We start from the raw sequence: 20731 nt of genomic DNA on the forward strand, positions 1-20731 counted from the left end.
GGCACCCCGGTGGACACCCCCCTGCAGATCCCCGCGCTCGGCGACGCCGAGGAGCTGACCTGCGACGTCCTCGTCATCGGCGGCGGCACCGCGGGCACGATGGCGGCCCTGACCGCCGCCGAGCACGGCGCCGACGTCCTGCTCCTGGAGAAGGCCCACGTCCGGCACTCGGGCGCGCTCGCCATGGGCATGGACGGCGTCAACAACGCGGTCGTCCCCGGTCGCGCCGAGCCCGACGACTACGTCGCCGAGATCACCCGCGCCAACGACGGCATCGTCGACCAGTCCACCGTCCGCCAGACCGCCACGCGGGGCTTCGCCATGGTGCAGCGGCTGGAGTCGTACGGCGTGAAGTTCGAGAAGGACGAGCACGGCGAGTACGCGGTCCGCCAGGTGCACCGCTCCGGCTCGTACGTGCTGCCGATGCCGGAGGGCAAGGATGTCAAGAAGGTCCTGTACCGACAGCTGCGGCGGCGCGAGATGCGGGAGCGGATCCGTATCGAGAACCGGGTGATGCCGGTCCGTGTGCTGACCGCCGAGGGGCGTGCCGTGGGCGCGGCGGGCTTCAACACGCGCACGGGCGCGTTCGTGACCGTCCGCGCGGGCGCCGTGATCCTCGCGACCGGCGCCTGCGGCCGCCTCGGCCTGCCTGCCTCCGGCTACCTGTACGGCACGTACGAGAACCCCACCAACGCCGGTGACGGCTACGCGATGGCGTACCACGCGGGCGCCGAGCTGACCGGCATCGAGTGCTTCCAGATCAACCCGCTGATCAAGGACTACAACGGCCCCGCCTGCGCCTATGTCGCCAACCCCTTCGGCGGCTACCAGGTCAACCGGCACGGCGAACGCTTCGTGGACTCCGACTACTGGTCGGGCCAGATGATGGCCGAGTTCGCTGCCGAGGTGGCCTCCGACCGCGGCCCGGTGTACCTGAAGCTGAGCCATCTCCCGGAGGAGTCGGTCTCCGCCCTGGAGTCGATCCTGCACTCCACCGAGCGCCCGACGCGCGGGACCTTCCACGCGGGCCGGGGGCACGACTACCGCACCCACGACATCGAGATGCACATCTCCGAGATCGGTCTGTGCGGCGGCCACTCGGCCTCGGGCGTACGGGTCGACGACCACGCCCGGACGACCGTCCCCCGGCTGTACGCGGCCGGTGACCTGGCCTGTGTCCCGCACAACTACATGATCGGCGCGTTCGTCTTCGGCGAGCTGGCGGGCGCCGACGCGGCCCGGTACGCGCCGTACGGCGGGGAGCTGCCGGCCGATCAGCTGCGGGAGGCGCACGAGCTGGTCTACCGCCCGCTGCGCAACCCGCAGGGCCCGCCGCAGCCCCAGGTCGAGTACAAGCTGCGCCGCTTCGTGAACGACTACGTGGCCCCGCCGAAGTCCGGCGCGCGGCTGTCCCTGGCGCTGGAGGCCTTCGAGCGGATGCGCGAAGACATCGCGGAAATGGGCGCGCGCACCCCCCATGAGCTGATGCGCTGCGCCGAGGTCTCCTTCATCCGCGACTGCGCGGAGATGGCCGCCCGGGCCTCCCTGGCCCGTACGGAGTCCCGCTGGGGCCTCTATCACGACCGTCTGGACCACCCCGCGCGCGACGACGCGTCCTGGTTCCACCACCTCGATCTGCACAAGTCCCCCTCCGGTGCGATGGAGTTCACGGCCCGTCCCGTGGCTCCCTATCTGGTTCCGGTCGACGAGTTCAGCCCCGTGGGCGGCCCGTCCCGGCACCTCGGCGAGGTCCACCCCGAGGAGGTGGCGACCGCCGGGTCCCGGGACCTTGCACCGGTGGCCTCCGGGCCGACGTCCGCGCGGGCGACCGGAGCCGCCGACCCCGCCGACACCGCCGGCCTTCGCACGGGTGTCTCGCCCCGGCTCCTCGAACTGCTGGCGCTCGCCGAGGAGGAGCCCGAACTGGCCCTCGTCGAGCCCTATTTGGCCGATCCCGACCCGGCCGTGCGCCGGACCGCGGTCTCCGTCCTCACCGAGACCCTGCCGCCCGGCACCGGGCAGGCGCTGGCCCGTGCCCTCGCCGACCCTGACGGCGAGGTGCGGGCGACGGCGGCGGCCTCACTGCGCGAGCTGGTCGAGACGCTCCCGCCGGAGCCCGCGCTGCGGGACGCCCTGGCCGCCGCGCTCGCCGAGGCCGACCCGGTCGTCCGCGCCGCCGCCCTCGATGTGCTGCGCGCGCTGCGCCTGGGCGACGCGGAGCTGTTCGCCGGGCCGCTGGACGACCCCGATGTCGCCGTCCGGATCGAGGCCGTGCGCGCGCTGGTCTCGGTCGACGCGGTCGCACCGCTGGCGCGGGCGGCGGGCGACGCCTCCCGGGAGGTCCGGGTGACCGTGGCCAAGGCACTCGCCGGGGTCGCCTCGGCGTCTCTCGCACCGGGCTCCCGGGACCTGCTCACCGCCGCCCTGGACCGGCTCGGCCGGGACGCGGACGCCCTGGTCCGCGGCGCCGCACTCGGCGCGCTGGCCTCGGCCGGCTGCCCGGCGCCGCTCGCCGCGCGGGCCGTCGCCGCGCTCGCCGATCCGGCCTGGCAGGTCCGTGTCGGCGCCGCCACCGCGCTGTCCGTGGCGGACCCCGGCACCGCCGTCCCGGTCCTCGCCAAGGCCCTGGCCGACGCGAACGCCGATGTCCGCAAGGCCGCGGTCCTGGCGCTGACCCGGCACCGTGACGCGCCGAACGCCCGCGCGGCCCTGGCCACGGCGACGACGGACTCGGACGCGGACGTCAGGGCGTACGCGACCCGGGCACGGTGAGGAGCCCGGCCCCGCCACCTCCTCCGTCGGCCATGTCCAGCGGCTGCATCCAGTGGCTACAGCCCGGCTACATCCAGTCGTCGGGCTCCGGCTCGGCGTCCATCTCCGGCCAGTGGTCGTCCGCTCCCGCGTCGGTGGCGTACACCCGTGCCGGGGCGGGCGCGGGGGTCGGGCCGGCCGGCGCCGGGGCCTGGCCGGGGGCCGCGCCCAGCTCGGCCAGGACCGCCACGACACCCTCCCCGTAGGTGACGAGCTTCTTCTCACCGACTCCGCTGATCCCGCCGAGCTGGGCCACCGAGGTCGGCCAGACCGTGGCGATCTCCCGGAGCGTGGCGTCGTGGAAGATGACGTACGCCGGGACGCCCTGCTCGCGGGCCTGTTCGGCGCGCCAGGCGCGCAGGGCCTCGAAGGCCGGGAGCAGTTCCGCGGGCAGCTCGGCCGCGGCGGCCTTGGCCTTGCCCCGGCCGGAGGACGACGAGCCCGACGCCTTCGACGCCGCCGGCTTCTTCGGCTCCTTGCGCAGCGGGACGTCCCGCTCGCGCCGCAGCACCGCTCCGCTGGCCTCGGTCAGCACGAGCGTGCCGTACTCACCCTCGACGGCGAGCAGCCCCTGGGCGAGCAGCTGTCGTACGACCCCGCGCCACTCGCCCTCTTCGAGCTCCTCGCCGATGCCGAACACGGAGAGCTGGTCGTGGTCGAACTGGATCACCTTGGCCGTGCGCCGCCCGAGGAGGATGTCGACGATCTGGACGGCGCCGAACTTCTGCCCCCGCTCCCGCTGGAGCCGCACCACCGTCGACAGCACCTTCTGGGCGGCGACGGTGCCGTCCCAGGTCTGCGGGGGTGTGAGGCAGGTGTCGCAGTTGCCGCAGCCCGTCGGCGCCGACTCCTGGCCGAAGTAGACGAGCAGCTGGCCGCGCCGGCACTGGGCGGTCTCGCACAGGGCGAGCATCGAGTCCAGGTGGGCGGAGGCCCGCCGCCGGAACGCCTCGTCGCCCTCACCGGACTGGATCAGCTTGCGCTGCTGGATGACGTCGTTGAGGCCGTACGCCATCCAGGCCGTCGACGGGAGTCCGTCGCGGCCCGCGCGGCCGGTCTCCTGGTAGTAGCCCTCGATCGACTTGGGCAGGTCGAGGTGGGCGACGAACCGCACGTCGGGCTTGTCGATGCCCATGCCGAAGGCGATGGTCGCGCACACGATCAGGCCCTCTTCGCGCAGGAAGCGGGACTGATGCGCCGCGCGGGTGCCCGCGTCCAGGCCCGCGTGGTACGGCACGGCCTCGACGCCGTTCCTGGACAGGAACTCGGCGGTCTTCTCCACGGAGTTGCGCGAGAGGCAGTACACGATGCCCGCGTCGCCCGCGTGCTCCTCGCGCAGGAAGCTCAGCAGCTGCTTCTTGGGGTCGGCCTTGGGCACGATCCGGTACTGGATGTTGGGCCGGTCGAAGCTGGCCACGAAGTGCCGGGCGGCCGGCATGTTCAGCCGCTGGGTGATCTCCTGGTGCGTCGCGTCCGTGGCCGTCGCCGTGAGCGCGATCCGCGGGACGTCGGGCCAGCGCTCGCCGAGCAGGGAGAGGGTCAGGTAGTCGGGCCGAAAGTCGTGGCCCCACTGGGAGACGCAGTGCGCTTCGTCGATCGCGAAGACCGAGATCTTGCCGCGGGAGAGCAGGTCCAGCGTGGAGTCCAGACGCAGCCGCTCCGGTGCCAGATAGAGCAGGTCCAGCTCGCCGGCGAGGAACTCGGCCTCGACCGTGCGCCGCTCGTGGAAGTCCTGCGTGGAGTTGACGAACCCGGCGCGCACGCCGAGCGCCCGCAGGGCGTCCACCTGGTCCTGCATCAGGGCGATCAGCGGGGAGACGACGATGCCGGTGCCGGGTCTGACCAGGGCCGGGATCTGGTAGCAGAGCGACTTGCCGCCGCCGGTCGGCATGAGGACGACCGCGTCGCCGCCGGCCACCACGTGTTCGATGACCGCTTCCTGCTCGCCGCGGAAGGCGTCGTATCCGAAGACCCGGTGCAGCGTGGCCAGGGCCTCGCTCTCCGTCCGCTCCGGTGTACCGGTGGTCCCTGTGGTCCCTGTCATCTCGCTGATGCCGCCCGTCCCGCCCATCGTCTCGTCCCCCGTACGTCGTCCCTCGACCACTGCCTCAACGATAGGGGTCCGCACTGACAGCGCCGGAGTTATCCACAGACCCGTTCCGGTCACCCTGTGGATATGTCTCGTCACCATGAGATGGCGAAGGGCCCGGTCCCCTCCCAGGAACCGGGCCCTTCGCTCGCGCGGTGCGCGGGTCAGCGCACGAACACCCCTGCCTGGTTCGCCAGGTCCAGGAAGTACTGCGGGGCCACGCCGAGCACCAGGGTGACGACGACCCCCATGCCGATCGCCGCCGTCGTCAGCGGCGACGGAACGGCGACGGTCGGGCCCTCGGGCCGCGGCTCGCTGAAGAACATCAGCACGATCACGCGGATGTAGAAGAACGCGGCGATCGCCGAGGAGATCACACCGACGACGACCAGCGGCGCCGCGCCGCCCTCGGCGGCCGCACTGAACACGGCGAACTTCCCGGTGAACCCGGAGGTCAGCGGGATACCGGCGAAGGCCAGCAGGAACACGGCGAACACGGCCGCCACCAGCGGCGAGCGGCGCCCCAGTCCCGCCCACTTCGACAGGTGGGTCGCCTCGCCGCCCGCGTCGCGCACCAGGGTGACGACCGCGAAGGCGCCGATCGTCACGAAGGAGTACGCGGCCAGGTAGAAGAGCACGGACGAGACGCCGTCCGGGGTGGTCGCGATGACACCCGCGAGGATGAATCCGGCGTGCGCGATGGACGAGTACGCCAGCAGCCGCTTGATGTCGGTCTGGGTGATGGCGACGATCGCACCGCCCAGCATGGTGACGACCGCCACGCCCCACATGACCGGCCGCCAGTCCCAGCGCAGGCCCGGCAGGACGACGTAGAGGATGCGCAGCAGCGCGCCGAACGCGGCCACCTTGGTCGCGGCGGCCATGAAGCCGGTGACCGGGGTGGGGGCGCCCTGGTAGACGTCGGGCGTCCACATGTGGAAGGGCACCGCGCCGACCTTGAACAGCAGGCCCATGACGATCATCGCGGTGCCGATGAGCAGCAGCGCGTCGTTGCCCATGGTGTCCGCGAGGGCGGGGTCCACGTTCTTGACGGTGCCGTCGACGACCTGCGCGATCGTCGCGTAGGACACCGAGCCCGCGTAGCCGTACAGCAGGGCGATGCCGAACAGGGTGAACGCGGAGGCGAAGGCGCCGAGCAGGAAGTACTTGACCGCTGCCTCCTGCGACATGAGCCGCTTGCGGCGGGCCAGGGCGCACAGGAGGTACAGCGGGAGCGAGAGGACCTCCAGCGCGATGAAGAAGGTCAACAGGTCGTTGGCCGCCGGGAAGATCAGCATGCCGGCGACGGCGAACAGCAGCAGCGGGAAGACCTCGGTGGTGGTGAAGCCCGCCTTGACCGCGGCCTTCTCGCTGTCGCTGCCGGGCACGGAGGCCGCCTGGGCGGCGAAGGAGTCGACCCGGTTGCCGTGCGCCTCGGGGTCGAGGCGCCGTTCGGCGAAGGTGAACAGGCCGACCAGGGAGGCCAGCAGGATCGTGCCCTGGAGGAACAGGGCCGGTCCGTCGACGGCGATCGCGCCCATGGCGACGATCCCCGCCTTGGTGGTGCCGTATCCGTCCGCCGCCAGGGCGACCACCGCGGCGAACCCGGCGACCAGGGCGACGACGGAGACGAACAGTTGTGCGTAGTAGCGGTGCTTGCGCGGCACGAAGGCCTCGACCAGCACCCCGACGATCGCCGCACCCACCACGATCAGAGTGGGCGACAATTGACCGTATTCGATCTTCGGCGCGTCGATCTTCGCGATCGGGTCGGCCGCGGCCGCCGCCGTTGTCCACAGGCTGTGGACGGCTGATGCGCTCACTTGGCCGCCTCCACCTCGGGCTTGGGGTCCTTCTCGTGTACATCGGACAGGGTCTGCTGGACCGCCGGGTTGACGATGTCCGTGACCGGCTTCGGGTAGACACCCAGGAAGATCAGCAGCACGATCAGCGGGGCGACGACCAGCAGCTCACGCACGCGGAGGTCGGGCATCGCCGAGACCTCGGGCTTCACCGGGCCCGTCATCGTCCGCTGGTAGAGGACGAGGGTGTAGAGCGCGGCGAGCACGATGCCGAGGGTGGCGATGATGCCGATCACCGGGTAGCGCGCGAACGTGCCGACCAGGACCAGGAACTCGCTCACGAACGGCGCGAGTCCGGGCAGTGACAGCGTCGCCAGGCCGCCGATCAGGAAGGTGCCGGCGAGCACCGGGGCGACCTTCTGCACCCCGCCGTAGTCGGCGATGAGCCGCGAGCCGCGCCGGGAGATCAGGAAGCCGGCGACCAGCATCAGGGCGGCCGTCGAGATGCCGTGGTTGACCATGTAGAGCGTCGCGCCGGACTGGCCCTGGCTGGTCATCGCGAAGATGCCCATGATGATGAACCCGAAGTGCGAGATCGACGCGTACGCCACCAGCCGCTTGATGTCGCGCTGCCCGACCGCGAGCAGCGCCCCGTAGATGATGCTGATCAGGGCGAGGACGAGGATGGCGGGCGTCGCCCACTTGCTGGCCTCCGGGAAGAGCTGGAGGCAGAAGCGGAGCATCGCGAAGGTGCCGACCTTGTCGACGACCGCCGTGATGAGGACGGCGACCGGGGCGGTGGCCTCCCCCATGGCGTTGGGCAGCCAGGTGTGCAGCGGCCACAGCGGCGCCTTCACCGCGAAGGCGAAGAAGAAGCCGAGGAACAGCCAGCGTTCGGTGTTCGTCGCCATGTCGAGCGTGCCGTTGGCGCGGGCCTCGGCGATCTCCGTGAGGGAGAAGTTCCCGGCGACCACGTAGAGCCCGATCACCGCGGCCAGCATGATCAGACCGCCGACCAGGTTGTAGAGCAGGAACTTGACGGCGGCGTACGACCGTTGCGTGGACGCCGTCTCCTCTCCGTGCTGGTGGGCCCGGTCCCCGAAGCCGCCGATGAGGAAGTACATCGGGATGAGCATGGCTTCGAAGAAGATGTAGAAGAGGAAGACGTCGGTGGCCTCGAAGGAGATGATCACCATCGCCTCGACGGCCAGGATCAGCGCGAAGAAGCCCTGGGTGGGCCGCCAGCGCTTGCTGCCGGTCTCCAGCGGGTCGGCGTCGTGCCAGCCCGCCAGGATGATGAACGGGATCAGCAGCGCGGTGAGCGCGATCAGCACGACCGCGATGCCGTCCACGCCCAGTTCGTACCTGACCCCGAACTCCTTGATCCAGGAGTGGGACTCGGTGAGCTGGTAGCGGTCGCCGTCCGGGTCGAAGCGGACCAGGATCGCGATCGCCAGGGCGAGGGTGGCGAGCGACACGAGCAGGGCCAGCGACTTGGCGGCGTTGCGCCGGGCGGCCGGGACGGCGGCCGTGGCGACCGCCCCGATCGCCGGAAGGGCCGCCGTCGCTGTCAGCAGAGGAAAGGACATCGGTATCAGACCGCCCTCATCAGCAGGGTCGCGGCGATGAGGACCGCCGCACCGCCGAACATCGAGACCGCGTACGACCGCGCGAAGCCGTTCTGGAGCCGGCGCAGCCGCCCGGAGAGGCCGCCGACCGAGGCCGCCGTGCCGTTGACGACTCCGTCGACCAGGGTGTGGTCGACGTACACCAGGGAGCGCGTGAGGTGTTCGCCGCCGCGGACCAGGACCACGTGGTTGAAGTCGTCCTGCAACAGGTCCCGGCGGGCCGCGCGGGTGAGCAGCGAGCCGCGCGGGGCGACGGCCGGGACGGGGCGGCGGCCGTACTGGGCGTAGGCGATCGCCACACCGATCACCAGGACCACCATCGTGGCGAGGGTGACGGTGAGGGCGCTGACCGGCGAGTCGCCGTGGGAGTGGCCGGTGACCGGCTCCAGCCAGTGCACGAAGCGGTCGCCGATGCTGAAGAACGCGCCCGCGAAGACGGAACCGAAGGCCAGCACGATCATCGGGATCGTCATGGACGACGGCGACTCGTGCGGGTGCGGCTCGTGCCCGTGCTCGTCGGGCTGCCAGCGCTTCTCGCCGAAGAAGGTCATCAGCATCACGCGTGTCATGTAGTACGCGGTGATGGCCGCGCCCAGCAGGGCGCATCCGCCGAGGATCCAGCCCTCGGTGCCGCCCTTGGCGAAGGCCGCCTCGATGATCTTGTCCTTGGAGAAGAAGCCGGACAGACCGGGGAAGCCGATGATGGCGAGGTAGCCGAGGCCGAAGGTGATGAAGGTGATCGGCATGTACGTCCGCAGGCCGCCGTAGCGGCGCATGTCGACCTCGTCGTTCATGCCGTGCATGACCGAGCCGGCGCCGAGGAACAGGCCGGCCTTGAAGAAGCCGTGCGTCACCAGGTGCATGATCGCGAAGACGTAGCCGATGGGGCCGAGTCCCGCGGCCAGCACCATGTAGCCGATCTGCGACATCGTCGAGCCGGCCAGCGCCTTCTTGATGTCGTCCTTCGCGCAACCGACGATCGCACCGAACAGGAGCGTGACGGCGCCGACGATCGTGACGACGAGCTGGGCGTCGGGCGCGCCGTTGAAGATCGCCGCCGAGCGGACGATCAGGTACACGCCGGCCGTGACCATCGTCGCCGCGTGGATGAGGGCCGAGACCGGGGTCGGACCCTCCATCGCGTCCCCGAGCCAGGACTGCAACGGCACCTGGGCGGACTTGCCGCAGGCGGCGAGCAGCAGCAGCAGGGCGATCGCGGTGAGCTTGCCCTCGGAGGCGTCACCGGCGATGCCGGGCTCGCCCTCCGAACCGAGCAGCGGTCCGAAGGCGAAGGTCCCGAAGGTGGTGAACATCAGCATGATGGCGATCGACAGACCCATGTCGCCGACGCGGTTGACCAGGAAGGCCTTCTTCGCGGCGGTGGCGGCGCTGGGCTTGTGCTGCCAGAAGCCGATCAGCAGGAAGGAGGCGAGACCGACGCCCTCCCAGCCGACGTACAGCAGCAGGTAGTTGTCGGCGAGGACGAGGATCAGCATCGCCGCGAGGAACAGGTTGAGGTAGCCGAAGAAGCGGCGGCGCCGCTCGTCGTGCTCCATGTACCCGATCGAGTACAGGTGGATCAGCGAGCCGACGCCCGTGATCAGCAGCACGAACGTCATCGACAGCTGGTCGAGACGGAAGGCGACGTCCGCCTGGAAGCCCTCGACGGGGATCCAGGTGAACAGGTGCTGGGTCAGGGTCCGGTCGTCGGCGCTCCTGCTCAGCAGGTCCCCGAAGAGGATCGCGCCGAACACGAAGGAGACGGTCGACAGGAGTGTGCCGATCCAGTGGCCGACGGCGTCGAGCCGGCGGCCACCGACCAAGAGGACGGCCGCTCCGAGCAGGGGCGCCGCGATCAGCAGCGCAATCAGGTTCTCCACGATTCTTCCGACCCCTTACAGCTTCATCAGGCTGGCGTCGTCGACCGAGGCCGAGTGGCGGGAACGGAACAGCGACACGATGATCGCGAGTCCCACCACGACCTCCGCGGCGGCGACGACCATCGTGAAGAAGGCGATGATCTGGCCGTCGAGATTGCCGTGCATCCGGGAGAAGGCGACGAGTGTGAGGTTGCAGGCGTTGAGCATCAGCTCGATGCACATGAACACGACGATCGCGTTGCGCCTGATGAGCACGCCCGTGGCGCCGATCGTGAACAACAGGGCGGCGAGGTAGAGGTAGTTGACGGGGTTCACTTCGACGCCTCCTCGGTCCGCCGGGAGTTCCGCTCGAGGTGCGGCGGCTCGGTCCCGGTGCGCTCCAGGCGTTCCTGGGCGCGCTGTTCCAGGGCCTTGAGGTCGGCCATCGCCTCGGTGGACACGTCACGGATCTGACCGCGCTCACGCAGCGTGCTGCTGACGGTCAGCTCCGACGGGGTGCCGTCGGGCAGCAGGCCCGCGATGTCCACCGCGTTGTGCCGCGCGTACACACCGGGGGCCGGCAGCGGCGGGAGGTGCTTGCCCTCGCGCACCCGCTGCTCGGCCAGCTCGCGCTGGGTCTTCGCGCGCTCGGTGCGCTCCCGGTGGGTGAGCACCATGGCGCCGACGGCGGCGGTGATGAGCAGGGCGCCGGTGATCTCGAACGCGAAGACGTACTTGGTGAAGAGGAGGGCGGCGAGCCCTTCCACGTTGCCGCTCGCGTTCGCCTCGGCGAGGCCGTTGAACTCCGTCAGGGAGGCGTTGCCGATGCCGGCGAACAGCAGGATGCCGAAGCCGAGGCCGCACACCAGGGCCAGCCAGCGCTGTCCCTTGATGGTCTCCTTCAGGGAGTCCGCCGCGGTGACACCGACGAGCATCACCACGAACAGGAACAGCATCATGATCGCGCCGGTGTAGACGACGATCTGCACGATGCCCAGGAAGTAGGCGCCGTTGGCGAGGTAGAACACCGCCAGGATGATCATGGTGGCGGCGAGACAGAGCGCGCTGTGCACGGCCTTCTTCATGAAGACGGTGCACAGGGCGCCGATCACCGCGACGGTGCCGAGCACCCAGAACTGGAACGCCTCGCCGGTGGACGTGGAGTAGGCGGCGAGCTGTGCGCTCATGCCTCCACCTCCTGTTCTTCGGGCTTCTCGCCCTTGGACACGGCCACCTGGCGCTCCGTACCGGGCGCGGCCTCGGTGACCAGGCCCCGGTAGTAGTCCTGCTCGTCCGTGCCCGGGTAGATCGCGTGCGGGGTATCGACCATGTTGTCGTCGAGGCCGGCCAGCAGCTGTTCCTTGGTGTAGATCAGGTTGGCGCGGCTGGAGTCGGCGAGCTCGAACTCGTTGGTCATCGTCAACGCGCGCGTGGGGCACGCCTCGATGCACAGGCCGCACAGGATGCAGCGGGCGTAGTTGATCTGATAGACGCGGCCGTACCGCTCGCCCGGCGAGTAGCGTTCCTCGTCGGTGTTGTCCGCGCCCTCGACGTAGATGGCGTCGGCGGGGCAGGCCCAGGCGCACAGCTCGCAGCCGACGCACTTCTCCAGGCCGTCCGGATGGCGGTTGAGCTGGTGCCGTCCGTGGAACCGCGGAGCGGTGGTCTTCTTCTGCTCCGGGTACTGCTCGGTCAGCCGCTTCTTGAACATGGCCTTGAACGTCACGCCGAAGCCGGCCACGGGGTTCTGGAAACCGGGCGTCGTCTGCCCGGCCTCCTTGGGCTCCTCAGCCATCGGACGCCTCCTTTCCCTGCAGAGATCCGTCACTCTGAGTATCGGGCCCGCCACTGACAATCAGCTCGCGCTCCCGGCGCGGACGGCGCCTGGGCACCGGCGGAAGCTCCTGTCCCGGCAGCGGCGGCACGGGGAACCCGCCCGCCATCGGGTCGAACTCGGCGGGCGCGGCCGCCGCGGCCCGCGTCTCCTTCTCGCCGCCGCGGAACATGTCCACGACGAAGGAGAGCAGCAGCAGGGCCAGGACACCGCCGCCGACGTAGAGCGCGATGTCGGCGAAGTCGTAGTTCTCGTTGCGCAGGGTCCGTACGGTCGCGACGAGCATCAGCCAGGTCACCGAGACGGGGATCATGACCTTCCAGCCGAGCTTCATCAGCTGGTCGTAGCGGACGCGCGGGAGTGTGGCGCGCAGCCAGATGAAGAAGAACAGCAGCAGCTGCACCTTGACGACGAACCAGAGCATCGGCCACCAGCCGTGGTTCGCGCCCTCCCAGAAGGAGCTGATCGGCCAGGGGGCCCGCCAGCCGCCGAGGAACAGCGTGGTCGCCACGGCGGAGACCGTCACCATGTTCACGTACTCGGCGAGCATGAACATCGCGAACTTGATCGACGAGTACTCGGTGTTGAAACCGCCGACCAGGTCGCCCTCGGACTCCGGCATGTCGAAGGGGGCGCGGTTGGTCTCGCCGACCATCGTGACGATGTAGATGATGAAGGAGACCGGCAGCAGGATGACGTACCAGCGGTCCTGCTGCTGCTCGACGATCGTCGACGTCGACATCGACCCGGAGTACAGGAACACCGAGGCGAACGCGGCACCCATGGCGATCTCGTAGGAGATCATCTGCGCGCAGGAGCGCAGTCCGCCGAGCAGCGGGTAGGTCGATCCGGAGCTCCAGCCCGCCAGGACGATGCCGTAGATGCCGACCGAGGCGACCGCGAGGATGTAGAGCACCGCGATCGGCAGGTCCGTCAGCTGCATCGTGGTGCGCTGGCCGAAGATCGAGATCTCGTTGCCGGCCGGGCCGAAGGGGATCACCGCGATCGCCATGAAGGCCGGGATGGCCGCCACGATCGGCGCGAGGACGTACACCACCTTGTCGGCGCGCTTGACGATGAGGTCTTCCTTCAGCATCAGCTTCACGCCGTCGGCGAGCGACTGGAGCATGCCCCAGGGACCGTGCCGGTTGGGACCGATGCGCAACTGCATCCAGGCGACGACCTTGCGCTCCCAGACGATGGAGAACAGCACGGTCACCATCAGGAAGGCGAAGCAGAACACCGCCTTGATCACGACCAGCCACCACGGGTCGTGGCCGAACATCGAGAGGTCTTCAGCGGCGAGGTACGGGCTCATGCCTCCACCTCCTTGGGGGCTTCGGCGGCCGGCGTCGCCGGGCCGATGCGGACGAGGGCGCCGGGGGTGGCCCCGGTGTCGGAGGCGACGCCCCCGCCCACGGAGTTCAGCGGGAGCCACACCACCCGGTCGGGCATCTCGGTGACCTTGACGGGCAGTTCGACCGTTCCCGCGGCCCCGGTCACCGCGAGGACGGCACCGTCCTCGACGCCGGCCTCCGCGGCCGTGGCGGCGGACACGCGCGCGTGGGCGGCGTGCCGCGTCCCGGCGAGTGCCTCGTCGCCCTCCTGGAGGAGGCCCCGGTCGAGCAGCAGCCGGTGCCCGGCCAGGACGGCCTCGCCGGCGGCGGGGCGCGGCAGCTGGGCGGCGCTCTCGGTGGGCTCGCCGGCCCGCGCCCCGTCCCAGGCGCCGAGCCGGTCCAGCTCCGCGCGGGCCGTGCGCAGATCCGGCAGGCCCAGGTGGACGTCCATGGCGTCGGCCAGCATCTGGAGGACGCGGGCGTCGGACGGCGCCAGCCGGCGGGTCATCTGCTCGGGCTTGAGCGCCGCCTCGAAGAAGCGCACCCGTCCCTCCCAGTTGAGGAACGCGCCCGGCTTCTCGGCGACCGCCGCGACCGGCAGGACGACGTCGGCGTGCCGGGTGACCTCGCCGGGCCGCAGCTCCAGCGACACCACGAACCCGGCCTCGGCGAGCGCGGCACGCGCGCGTGCCGGGTCGGGCAGGTCGGCGACCTCCACCCCGGCCACGAGCAGCGCCTGGAGTTCGCCGGTCACGGCGGCCTCCACGATCTGCCCGGTGTCACGGCCGTAGCGGTGCGGGAGTTCGGCGACGCCCCAGGCGGCGGCGACCTCCTCCCGCGCGCGCGGGTCGGTGGCCGGGCGTCCGCCCGGCAGCAGCGACGGCAGCGCGCCCGCCTCGATCGCGCCGCGCTCCCCGGCCCGGCGCGGGATCCACACCAGCCGGGCGCCGGTCGCCGCGGCGGCCCGTACGACGGCGGTCAGGCCGCCGGCCACCGCCGCCAGCCGTTCGCCCACGACGATCACCGCGCCGTCGGCGCGCAGCGCCTCAGCGGCCTTGGTGCCGTCCACGTCCAGGCCGAAGCCACTGGTCAGGGCGTCCAGCCACTCGGTCTCGGTGCCCGGGGCGGCCGGCAGCAGCGTGCCGCCCGCCTTCTCCAGTCCGCGGGTGGCGTGCGTGGCGAGGGAGAACACCTTCTGCCCGTGCTTGCGCCAGGCCTTGCGCAGCCGCAGGAAGACGCCCGGCGCCTCCTCCTCCGACTCGAACCCGATCAGCAGGACGGCGGGCGCCTTCTCCAGCGTGGTGTACGTGACGCCCGTACCGTCGAGGTCGCGGCCGCGGCCCGCGACCCGGGCGGCCAGGAAGTCGGCCTCCTCGCCGCTGTGCACGCGCGCGCGGAAGTCGATGTCGTTGGTGTCGAGCGCCACGCGCGCGAACTTGCTGTAGGCGTAGGCGTCCTCGATGGTGAGCCGGCCGCCGGTCAGTACGCCGGTCCGGCCGCGCGAGGCGAGCAGGCCCTGGGCGGCGATCTGGAGCGCCTCCGGCCAGGACGCCGGTTCGAGGTCGCCCTCGGCATTGCGCACCAGGGGCGTCTGGAGCCGGTCGCGCTGCTGCGCGTACCGGAACGCGAACCGCCCCTTGTCGCAGATCCACTCCTCGTTGACCTCGGGGTCCGGGGCCGCCAGGCGCCGCATGACCTTGCCGCGCCGGTGGTCGGTGCGGGTGGCGCAGCCGCCGGAGCAGTGCTCGCACACCGAGTGCGAGGACACGAGGTCGAAGGGGCGGGAGCGGAACCGGTACGCCGCCGAGGTCAGCGCGCCGACCGGGCAGATCTGGATGGTGTTGCCGGAGAAGTACGACTCGAACGGGTCGCCCTCGCCGGTACCGACCTGCTGGAGCGCGCCCCGCTCGATCAGCTCGATCATCGGGTCGCCCGCGACCTGGTTGGAGAACCGGGTGCAGCGGGCGCACAGCACGCATCGCTCGCGGTCGAGCAGCACCTGGGTGGAGATCGGGACGGGCTTCTCGTAGGTCCGCTTGCGGCCCTCGAAGCGGGACTCGGCCTGCCCGTGCGACATGGCCTGGTTCTGCAGGGGGCACTCGCCGCCCTTGTCGCAGACCGGGCAGTCCAGCGGGTGGTTGATGAGGAGCAGCTCCATCACGCCGTGCTGCGCCTTCTCGGCGGCGGGCGAGGTGAGGTGGGTCTTCACCACCATGCCGTCCGTGCACGTGATCGTGCAGGACGCCATCGGCTTGCGCTGGCCCTCGACCTCGACGATGCACTGGCGGCAGGCGCCGGCCGGGTCGAGGAGGGGGTGGTCGCAGAAGCGGGGGATCTCGATGCCGAGCTGTTCGGCGGCCCGGATGACCAGGGTGCCCTTGGGCACGCTGGTCTCCGCGCCGTCGATCGTCAGCGTCACGAGATCTTCCGGCGGGACCGCCGCCTCGCCTCCTCCGGAGGGAGCGCTGGTGGTCACGGTCATGCGTTCACCTCCGTGCGGTCGGCCCAGGCCGTCGACCTGGCCGGGTCGAAGGGGCAGCCGCGGCCCGTGATGTGCGCCTCGTACTCCTCGCGGAAGTACTTGAGCGACGAGAAGATCGGCGAGGCGGCGCCGTCGCCGAGGGCGCAGAACGACTTGCCGTTGATGTTGTCGGCGATGTCGTTCAGCTTGTCGAGGTCGGACAGCACGCCCTTGCCGGCCTCGATGTCGCGCAGCAACTGCACGAGCCAGTAGGTGCCTTCACGGCACGGTGTGCACTTGCCGCAGGACTCGTGGGCGTAGAACTCGGTCCAGCGGGTGACGGCGCGCACCACACAGGTCGTCTCGTCGAAGCACTGGAGTGCTTTCGTGCCGAGCATGGAACCCGCGGCGCCCACTCCTTCGTAGTCAAGAGGGACGTCGAGGTGCTCGTCGGTGAACATCGGCGTCGAGGAACCGCCCGGTGTCCAGAACTTGAGCCGGTGCCCGGGGCGCATGCCGCCGCTCATCTCCAGGAGCTGGCGGAGGGTGATGCCGAGCGGCGCCTCGTACTGGCCGGGGCTGGCGACGTGGCCGCTGAGCGAATACAGCGTGAAGCCGGGGGACTTCTCGCTCCCCATCGACCTGAACCAGTCCTTGCCGTTGTTCAGAATCGCGGGAACCGACGCGATCGACTCCACGTTGTTCACGACAGTGGGGCACGCATAGAGGCCCGCGACGGCAGGGAAAGGAGGACGCAGCCGCGGTTGACCACGGCGGCCCTCGAGCGAGTCCAGCAGCGCGGTCTCCTCACCGCAGATGTACGCACCCGCGCCCGCGTGCACCGTGATGTCGAGGTCGAGTCCGCTGCCCAGGATGTTCTCGCCGAGGTAGCCCGCCGCGTAGGCCTCGCGCACGGCCTCGTGTAGCCGCCGCAGAACGGGAACGACCTCACCTCGCAGATAGATGAACGCATGCGAAGACCTGATGGCATAACACGCGATCACCATGCCCTCGATGAGGCTGTGCGGGTTCGCGAAGAGGAGCGGGATGTCCTTGCAGGTTCCCGGCTCCGATTCGTCGGCGTTGACAACTAGATAGTGCGGTTTCCCATCGCCCTGGGGAATGAACTGCCATTTCATTCCCGTCGGGAACCCGGCGCCGCCGCGCCCGCGCAGACCTGATTCCTTGACGTAGGCGATCAGGTCGTCCGGAGACATGGCGAGCGCCTTGCGAAGCCCCTCGTACCCCTCGTGCCTGCGGTAGACGTCCAGCGACCAGGACCTGTCCTCGTCCCAGAAGGCCGACAGAACGGGTGCGAGCAGCTTCTCGGGGCTGTTGCCCTTCAGCTCGGGTGCCAAGGTCATCACTCCCCCTCCTCGGCGGTGGGCCCTGCCGGGTGCGCAGGGTCGGAGGCCGACGTGTCCTGCGGCGCGTCGTGCGAACTCAGGTGCTCGGTGGGCGACGGCTCGTGCACCGCCCGGTCCTGCGGCTCGTCGTGCGGCCCGCCGTCCCGCGGGTGGACCACGCGCGCGGGTGCGGTCTCCCCCTTGGCCAGGCGCAGGCCCACCAGCGACGCGGGTCCCGCGCTGCCGCTCGCCTCGACGGCTCCGTCCCGCTCGTCGGGGAAGCCCGCCAGGATCCGGGCGGTCTCCTTGAAGGTGCACAGCGGAGCCCCGCGCGTGGGCGACACCGTGCGTCCGATCCGCAGGTCGTCCACCAGGCGCTTCGCGCTCTGCACGGTCTGGTTGTCGAAGAACTCCCAGTTGACCATCACGACCGGCGCGAAGTCGCAGGCCGCGTTGCACTCGATGTGCTCCAGGGTGATCTTTCCGTCGTCGGTGGTCTCGCCGTTGCCGACGCCGAGGTAGTCCTGGAGCTCCTCGAAGATCGCGTCACCGCCCATCACCGCGCAGAGGGTGTTGGTGCAGACGCCCACCTGGTAGTCACCGCTCGGCCGGCGCCGGTACATGGTGTAGAAGGTGGCGACCGCGGTCACCTCGGCCGTGGTCAGGTCCAGTACGTCCGCGCAGAACCGCATCCCGGTGCGCGTGACGTGTCCCTCCTGCGCCTGCACGAGGTGCAGCAACGGCAGGAGCGCGGACCGGGAGTCGGGGTAGCGGGCGATGATCTCGCGCGCGTCCGCCTCCAGCCGGGTCCGGACGTCGTCCGGGTAGGCGGGCGCGGGCAGTTCCGGCATGCCCAGGCTGACGCCCCGCTCGGAAGAAGAGGTGGTCACCGGTCGACGCCTCCCATCACGGGGTCGAGGGACGCGACGGCGACGATGACGTCGGCGACCTGGCCGCCCTCGCACATCGCCGCCATCGCCTGAAGGTTGGTGAAGGACGGGTCGCGGAAGTGGACCCGGTAGGGGCGGGTGCCCCCGTCGGACACGGCGTGCACCCCGAGTTCGCCCTTGGACGACTCGACGGCCGCGTACGCCTGTCCCGGCGGGACGCGGAAGCCCTCGGTGACCAGCTTGAAGTGGTGGATCAGGGCCTCCATGGAGGTGCCCATGATCTTCTTGATGTGGTCGAGGGAGTTGCCGAGACCGTCCGGGCCCAGGGCGAGCTGGGCCGGCCAGGCGATCTTCTTGTCGCCGACCATGACGGGGCCGGGCTGGAGCCGGTCCAGGCACTGCTCGACGATCCGCACGGACTGGTGCATCTCGGCGACCCGGATGAGGAAGCGGCCGTAGGCGTCGCAGCTGTCGGTCGTCGGGACGTCGAAGTCGTACGTCTCGTAGCCGCAGTACGGCTGGCTCTTGCGCAGGTCGTGCGGGAGGCCGGCGGAGCGCAGGACGGGGCCGGTGGCGCCGAGCGCCATGCAGCCGGCCAGGTCGAGGTAGCCGATGTCCTGGAGGCGGGCCTTGAAGATGGGGTTCCCGGTGGCGAGCTTGTCGTACTCGGGAAGGTTCTTCTTCATCTTCTTCACGAACTCGCGGATGTGGTCCACCGCGCCGGGCGGCAGGTCCTGCGCGAGTCCGCCGGGGCGGATGTACGCGTGGTTCATCCGCAGACCCGTGATCAGCTCGTAGATGTCGAGGATCATCTCCCGGTCACGGAAGCCGTAGATCATGACCGTGGTGGCGCCCAGCTCCATGCCGCCGGTGGCGATGCACACCAGGTGGGAGGAGATCCGGTTCAGCTCCATCAGGAGCACCCGGATGATCTGGGCCCGCTCGGGGATCTGGTCCTCGATGCCGAGGAGCTTCTCGACGGCGAGACAGTAGGCGGTCTCGTTGAAGAAGGACGTCAGGTAGTCCATGCGCGTCACGAACGTGGTGCCCTGCGTCCACGTGCGGAACTCGAGGTTCTTCTCGATGCCGGTGTGCAGGTAGCCGATGCCGCAGCGGGCCTCGGTGACCGTCTCGCCGTCGATCTCCAGGATCAGCCGGAGCACGCCGTGGGTGGAGGGGTGCTGGGGGCCCATGTTGACGACGATCCGCTCGTCGTCGGCGCGGGCCGCGGACTGGACGACCTCGTCCCAGTCGCCACCGGTGACCGTGTATACGGTGCCCTCGGTGGTCTCGCGCGCCGAAGCGGCCGAGGCCTCGGATGCTGACTGTGTGCTCACGAGTACGACCTCCGCTGGTCCGGAGCCGGGATCTGGGCGCCCTTGTACTCGACGGGGATGCCGCCGAGGGGGTAGTCCTTGCGCTGCGGATGGCCCTGCCAGTCGTCCGGCATCATGATCCGCGTCAGGGCCGGGTGACCGTCGAAGACGATCCCGAAGAAGTCGTAGGTCTCGCGCTCGTGCCAGTCGTTGGTCGGGTACACGGAGACCAGGGACGGGATGTGCGGCTCGGCGTCCGGGGTGCTGACCTCCAGGCGGATCAGCCGGTTGTGGGTGATCGAGCGCAGGTGGTAGACGGCGTGCAGCTCGCGGCCCTTGTCGTTCGGGTAGTGGACCCCGCTGACGCCGGTGCACAGTTCGAAGCGCAGGGCCGGGTCGTCGCGCAGGGTGCGGGCGACGCGCAGCAGGTGCTCGCGCTCGATGTGGAAGGTCAGCTCGCCGCGGTCGACGACCGTCTTCTCGATCGCGTTCTCGGGGAGGAGGCCCTGTTCCTCCAGCGCGCCCTCCAGTTCGTCGGCGACCTCGTCGAACCAGCCGCCGTAGGGGCGGGCGGCGGGGCCGGGGAGCCGGACGGAGCGGACCAGGCCGCCGTAGCCGGAGGTGTCGCCGCCGTTGTCGGCGCCGAACATGCCGCGCTGGACGCGGACCTCCTCGCCGCCCTGGCCGCGCTGGCCGGGGAGGTTGGAGGAGGAGAGGTCCTTCTCGGGGTTCACACCGTTCGCGGAACCGTTCCCCCCGTCCGAGGAGCCGTTCGCGCCTTGGGCGCCGTTCGCGTCGCTCACCGCAGCAGCCCCTTCATCTCGATCATGGGCAGGGCCTTGAGCGCCGCTTCCTCCGCCTCGCGGGCCGCTTCCTCGGCGTTCACGCCCAGCTTGGAGTTCTGGATCTTGTGATGGAGCTTGAGGATCGCGTCCAGCAGCATCTCGGGGCGCGGCGGGCAGCCGGGGAGGTAGATGTCGACGGGCACGATGTGGTCGACGCCCTGGACGATCGCGTAGTTGTTGAACATGCCGCCCGACGAGGCGCACACCCCCATGGAGATCACCCACTTCGGGCTGGGCATCTGGTCGTAGACCTGCCTCAGCACCGGCGCCATCTTCTGGCTCACCCGGCCGGCCACGATCATCAGGTCGGCCTGGCGCGGTGAGCCGCGGAAGACCTCCATGCCGAAACGCGCCAGGTCGTAGCGGCCCGCGCCCGTGGTCATCATCTCGATGGCACAGCAGGCGAGGCCGAACGTGGCGGGGAAGACGGACGCCTTGCGCACCCAGCCCGCGGCCTGCTCGACGGTGGTCAGCAGGAAGCCGCTCGGCAGCTTTTCTTCGAGTCCCATGGTT

15 protein-coding genes are annotated in these 20731 nt (G+C 70.4%); 1 reads left to right on the top strand and 14 read right to left on the bottom strand.

Annotation, left to right across the window (positions count from 1 at the left end; all coding sequences use genetic code 11):
* Positions 1-9 precede the first annotated feature (9 nt).
* Entirely contained in the window at positions 10-2772 is a 2763-nt protein-coding gene (locus IE275_RS18600) for a fumarate reductase/succinate dehydrogenase flavoprotein subunit (protein WP_189712436.1), read from the top strand.
* Positions 2773-2839: 67 nt separating this feature from the next.
* On the opposite strand, the gene recQ is transcribed toward IE275_RS18600, so the two are convergent.
* The 14 genes from recQ to IE275_RS18670 all read right to left on the bottom strand — a co-directional run bounded on the left by recQ (position 2840) and on the right by IE275_RS18670 (position 20727).
* On the bottom strand, positions 2840-4882 hold the full coding sequence (gene recQ, locus IE275_RS18605) for a DNA helicase RecQ (protein WP_189712584.1): 2043 nt from the start codon (positions 4880-4882) through the stop codon (positions 2840-2842).
* Between the two features lie 182 nt (positions 4883-5064).
* The gene (nuoN, locus tag IE275_RS18610) at positions 5065-6723 is read right to left on the bottom strand and encodes an NADH-quinone oxidoreductase subunit NuoN (protein WP_189712437.1); all 1659 of its coding nucleotides are present in this window, start codon (positions 6721-6723) and stop codon (positions 5065-5067) included.
* On the bottom strand, positions 6720-8291 hold the full coding sequence (locus IE275_RS18615) for an NADH-quinone oxidoreductase subunit M (RefSeq protein ID WP_189712438.1): 1572 nt from the start codon (positions 8289-8291) through the stop codon (positions 6720-6722). The genes nuoN and IE275_RS18615 overlap by 4 nt, the downstream gene beginning before the upstream one ends.
* Before the next feature lie 5 nt (positions 8292-8296).
* On the bottom strand, positions 8297-10210 hold the full coding sequence (nuoL, locus tag IE275_RS18620; RefSeq protein WP_189712439.1) for an NADH-quinone oxidoreductase subunit L: 1914 nt from the start codon (positions 10208-10210) through the stop codon (positions 8297-8299).
* Between the two features lie 15 nt (positions 10211-10225).
* A complete protein-coding gene (gene nuoK, locus IE275_RS18625; RefSeq protein WP_003998919.1) occupies positions 10226-10525 on the bottom strand; it encodes an NADH-quinone oxidoreductase subunit NuoK in 300 nt (99 codons plus the stop codon).
* Positions 10522-11376, bottom strand: coding sequence for an NADH-quinone oxidoreductase subunit J (locus tag IE275_RS18630; RefSeq protein WP_189712440.1), 855 nt, complete (start codon positions 11374-11376; stop codon positions 10522-10524). The genes nuoK and IE275_RS18630 overlap by 4 nt, the downstream gene beginning before the upstream one ends.
* Complete coding sequence (gene nuoI, locus IE275_RS18635; RefSeq protein ID WP_189712441.1) at positions 11373-11984, bottom strand: NADH-quinone oxidoreductase subunit NuoI; 612 nt, start codon at positions 11982-11984, stop codon at positions 11373-11375. Before nuoI ends, IE275_RS18630 begins: the two co-directional genes overlap by 4 nt.
* The gene (gene nuoH / locus IE275_RS18640; protein ID WP_189712442.1) at positions 11977-13341 is read right to left on the bottom strand and encodes an NADH-quinone oxidoreductase subunit NuoH; all 1365 of its coding nucleotides are present in this window, start codon (positions 13339-13341) and stop codon (positions 11977-11979) included. The genes nuoI and nuoH overlap by 8 nt, the downstream gene beginning before the upstream one ends.
* The gene (locus IE275_RS18645; RefSeq protein ID WP_189712443.1) at positions 13338-15842 is read right to left on the bottom strand and encodes an NADH-quinone oxidoreductase subunit G; all 2505 of its coding nucleotides are present in this window, start codon (positions 15840-15842) and stop codon (positions 13338-13340) included. The genes nuoH and IE275_RS18645 overlap by 4 nt, the downstream gene beginning before the upstream one ends.
* Positions 15839-17188, bottom strand: coding sequence for an NADH-quinone oxidoreductase subunit NuoF (gene nuoF / locus IE275_RS18650; RefSeq protein ID WP_189712444.1), 1350 nt, complete (start codon positions 17186-17188; stop codon positions 15839-15841). The genes IE275_RS18645 and nuoF overlap by 4 nt, the downstream gene beginning before the upstream one ends.
* Entirely contained in the window at positions 17185-18057 is an 873-nt protein-coding gene (gene nuoE, locus IE275_RS18655) for an NADH-quinone oxidoreductase subunit NuoE (protein WP_189712445.1), read from the bottom strand. The genes nuoF and nuoE overlap by 4 nt, the downstream gene beginning before the upstream one ends.
* Positions 18054-19394 carry an NADH-quinone oxidoreductase subunit D gene (locus IE275_RS18660; protein WP_189712446.1) on the bottom strand — a complete coding sequence of 447 codons (1341 nt, stop codon included), beginning with the start codon at positions 19392-19394 and terminating at the stop codon, positions 18054-18056. The genes nuoE and IE275_RS18660 overlap by 4 nt, the downstream gene beginning before the upstream one ends.
* A complete protein-coding gene (locus tag IE275_RS18665; RefSeq protein ID WP_189712447.1) occupies positions 19391-20176 on the bottom strand; it encodes an NADH-quinone oxidoreductase subunit C in 786 nt (261 codons plus the stop codon). Before IE275_RS18665 ends, IE275_RS18660 begins: the two co-directional genes overlap by 4 nt.
* Positions 20173-20727: a NuoB/complex I 20 kDa subunit family protein gene (locus IE275_RS18670; RefSeq protein WP_189712448.1), complete on the bottom strand. Its 555-nt coding sequence runs from the start codon at positions 20725-20727 to the stop codon at positions 20173-20175. The genes IE275_RS18665 and IE275_RS18670 overlap by 4 nt, the downstream gene beginning before the upstream one ends.
* Positions 20728-20731 lie beyond the last annotated feature (4 nt).

Origin of the sequence: Streptomyces phaeofaciens, from assembly GCF_014648915.1 — a bacterium.
GTDB classification, from domain to species: Bacteria; Actinomycetota; Actinomycetes; order Streptomycetales; family Streptomycetaceae; genus Streptomyces; species Streptomyces phaeofaciens.

Bases quoted from the DNA above. Each gene is read 5' to 3' on its own strand.
- IE275_RS18670 (WP_189712448.1), bottom strand. From the start codon at position 20,727: ATGGGACTCGAAGAAAAGCTGCCGAGCGGCTTCCTGCTGACCACCGTC.
- IE275_RS18630 (WP_189712440.1), bottom strand. From the start codon at position 11,376: ATGAGCGCACAGCTCGCCGCCTACTCCACGTCCACCGGCGAGGCGTTC.
- IE275_RS18645 (WP_189712443.1), bottom strand. From the start codon at position 15,842: ATGACCGTGACCACCAGCGCTCCCTCCGGAGGAGGCGAGGCGGCGGTC.
- IE275_RS18615 (WP_189712438.1), bottom strand. From the start codon at position 8,291: ATGTCCTTTCCTCTGCTGACAGCGACGGCGGCCCTTCCGGCGATCGGG.
- nuoH (WP_189712442.1), bottom strand. From the start codon at position 13,341: ATGAGCCCGTACCTCGCCGCTGAAGACCTCTCGATGTTCGGCCACGAC.
- nuoI (WP_189712441.1), bottom strand. From the start codon at position 11,984: ATGGCTGAGGAGCCCAAGGAGGCCGGGCAGACGACGCCCGGTTTCCAG.
- recQ (WP_189712584.1), bottom strand. From the start codon at position 4,882: ATGGGCGGGACGGGCGGCATCAGCGAGATGACAGGGACCACAGGGACC.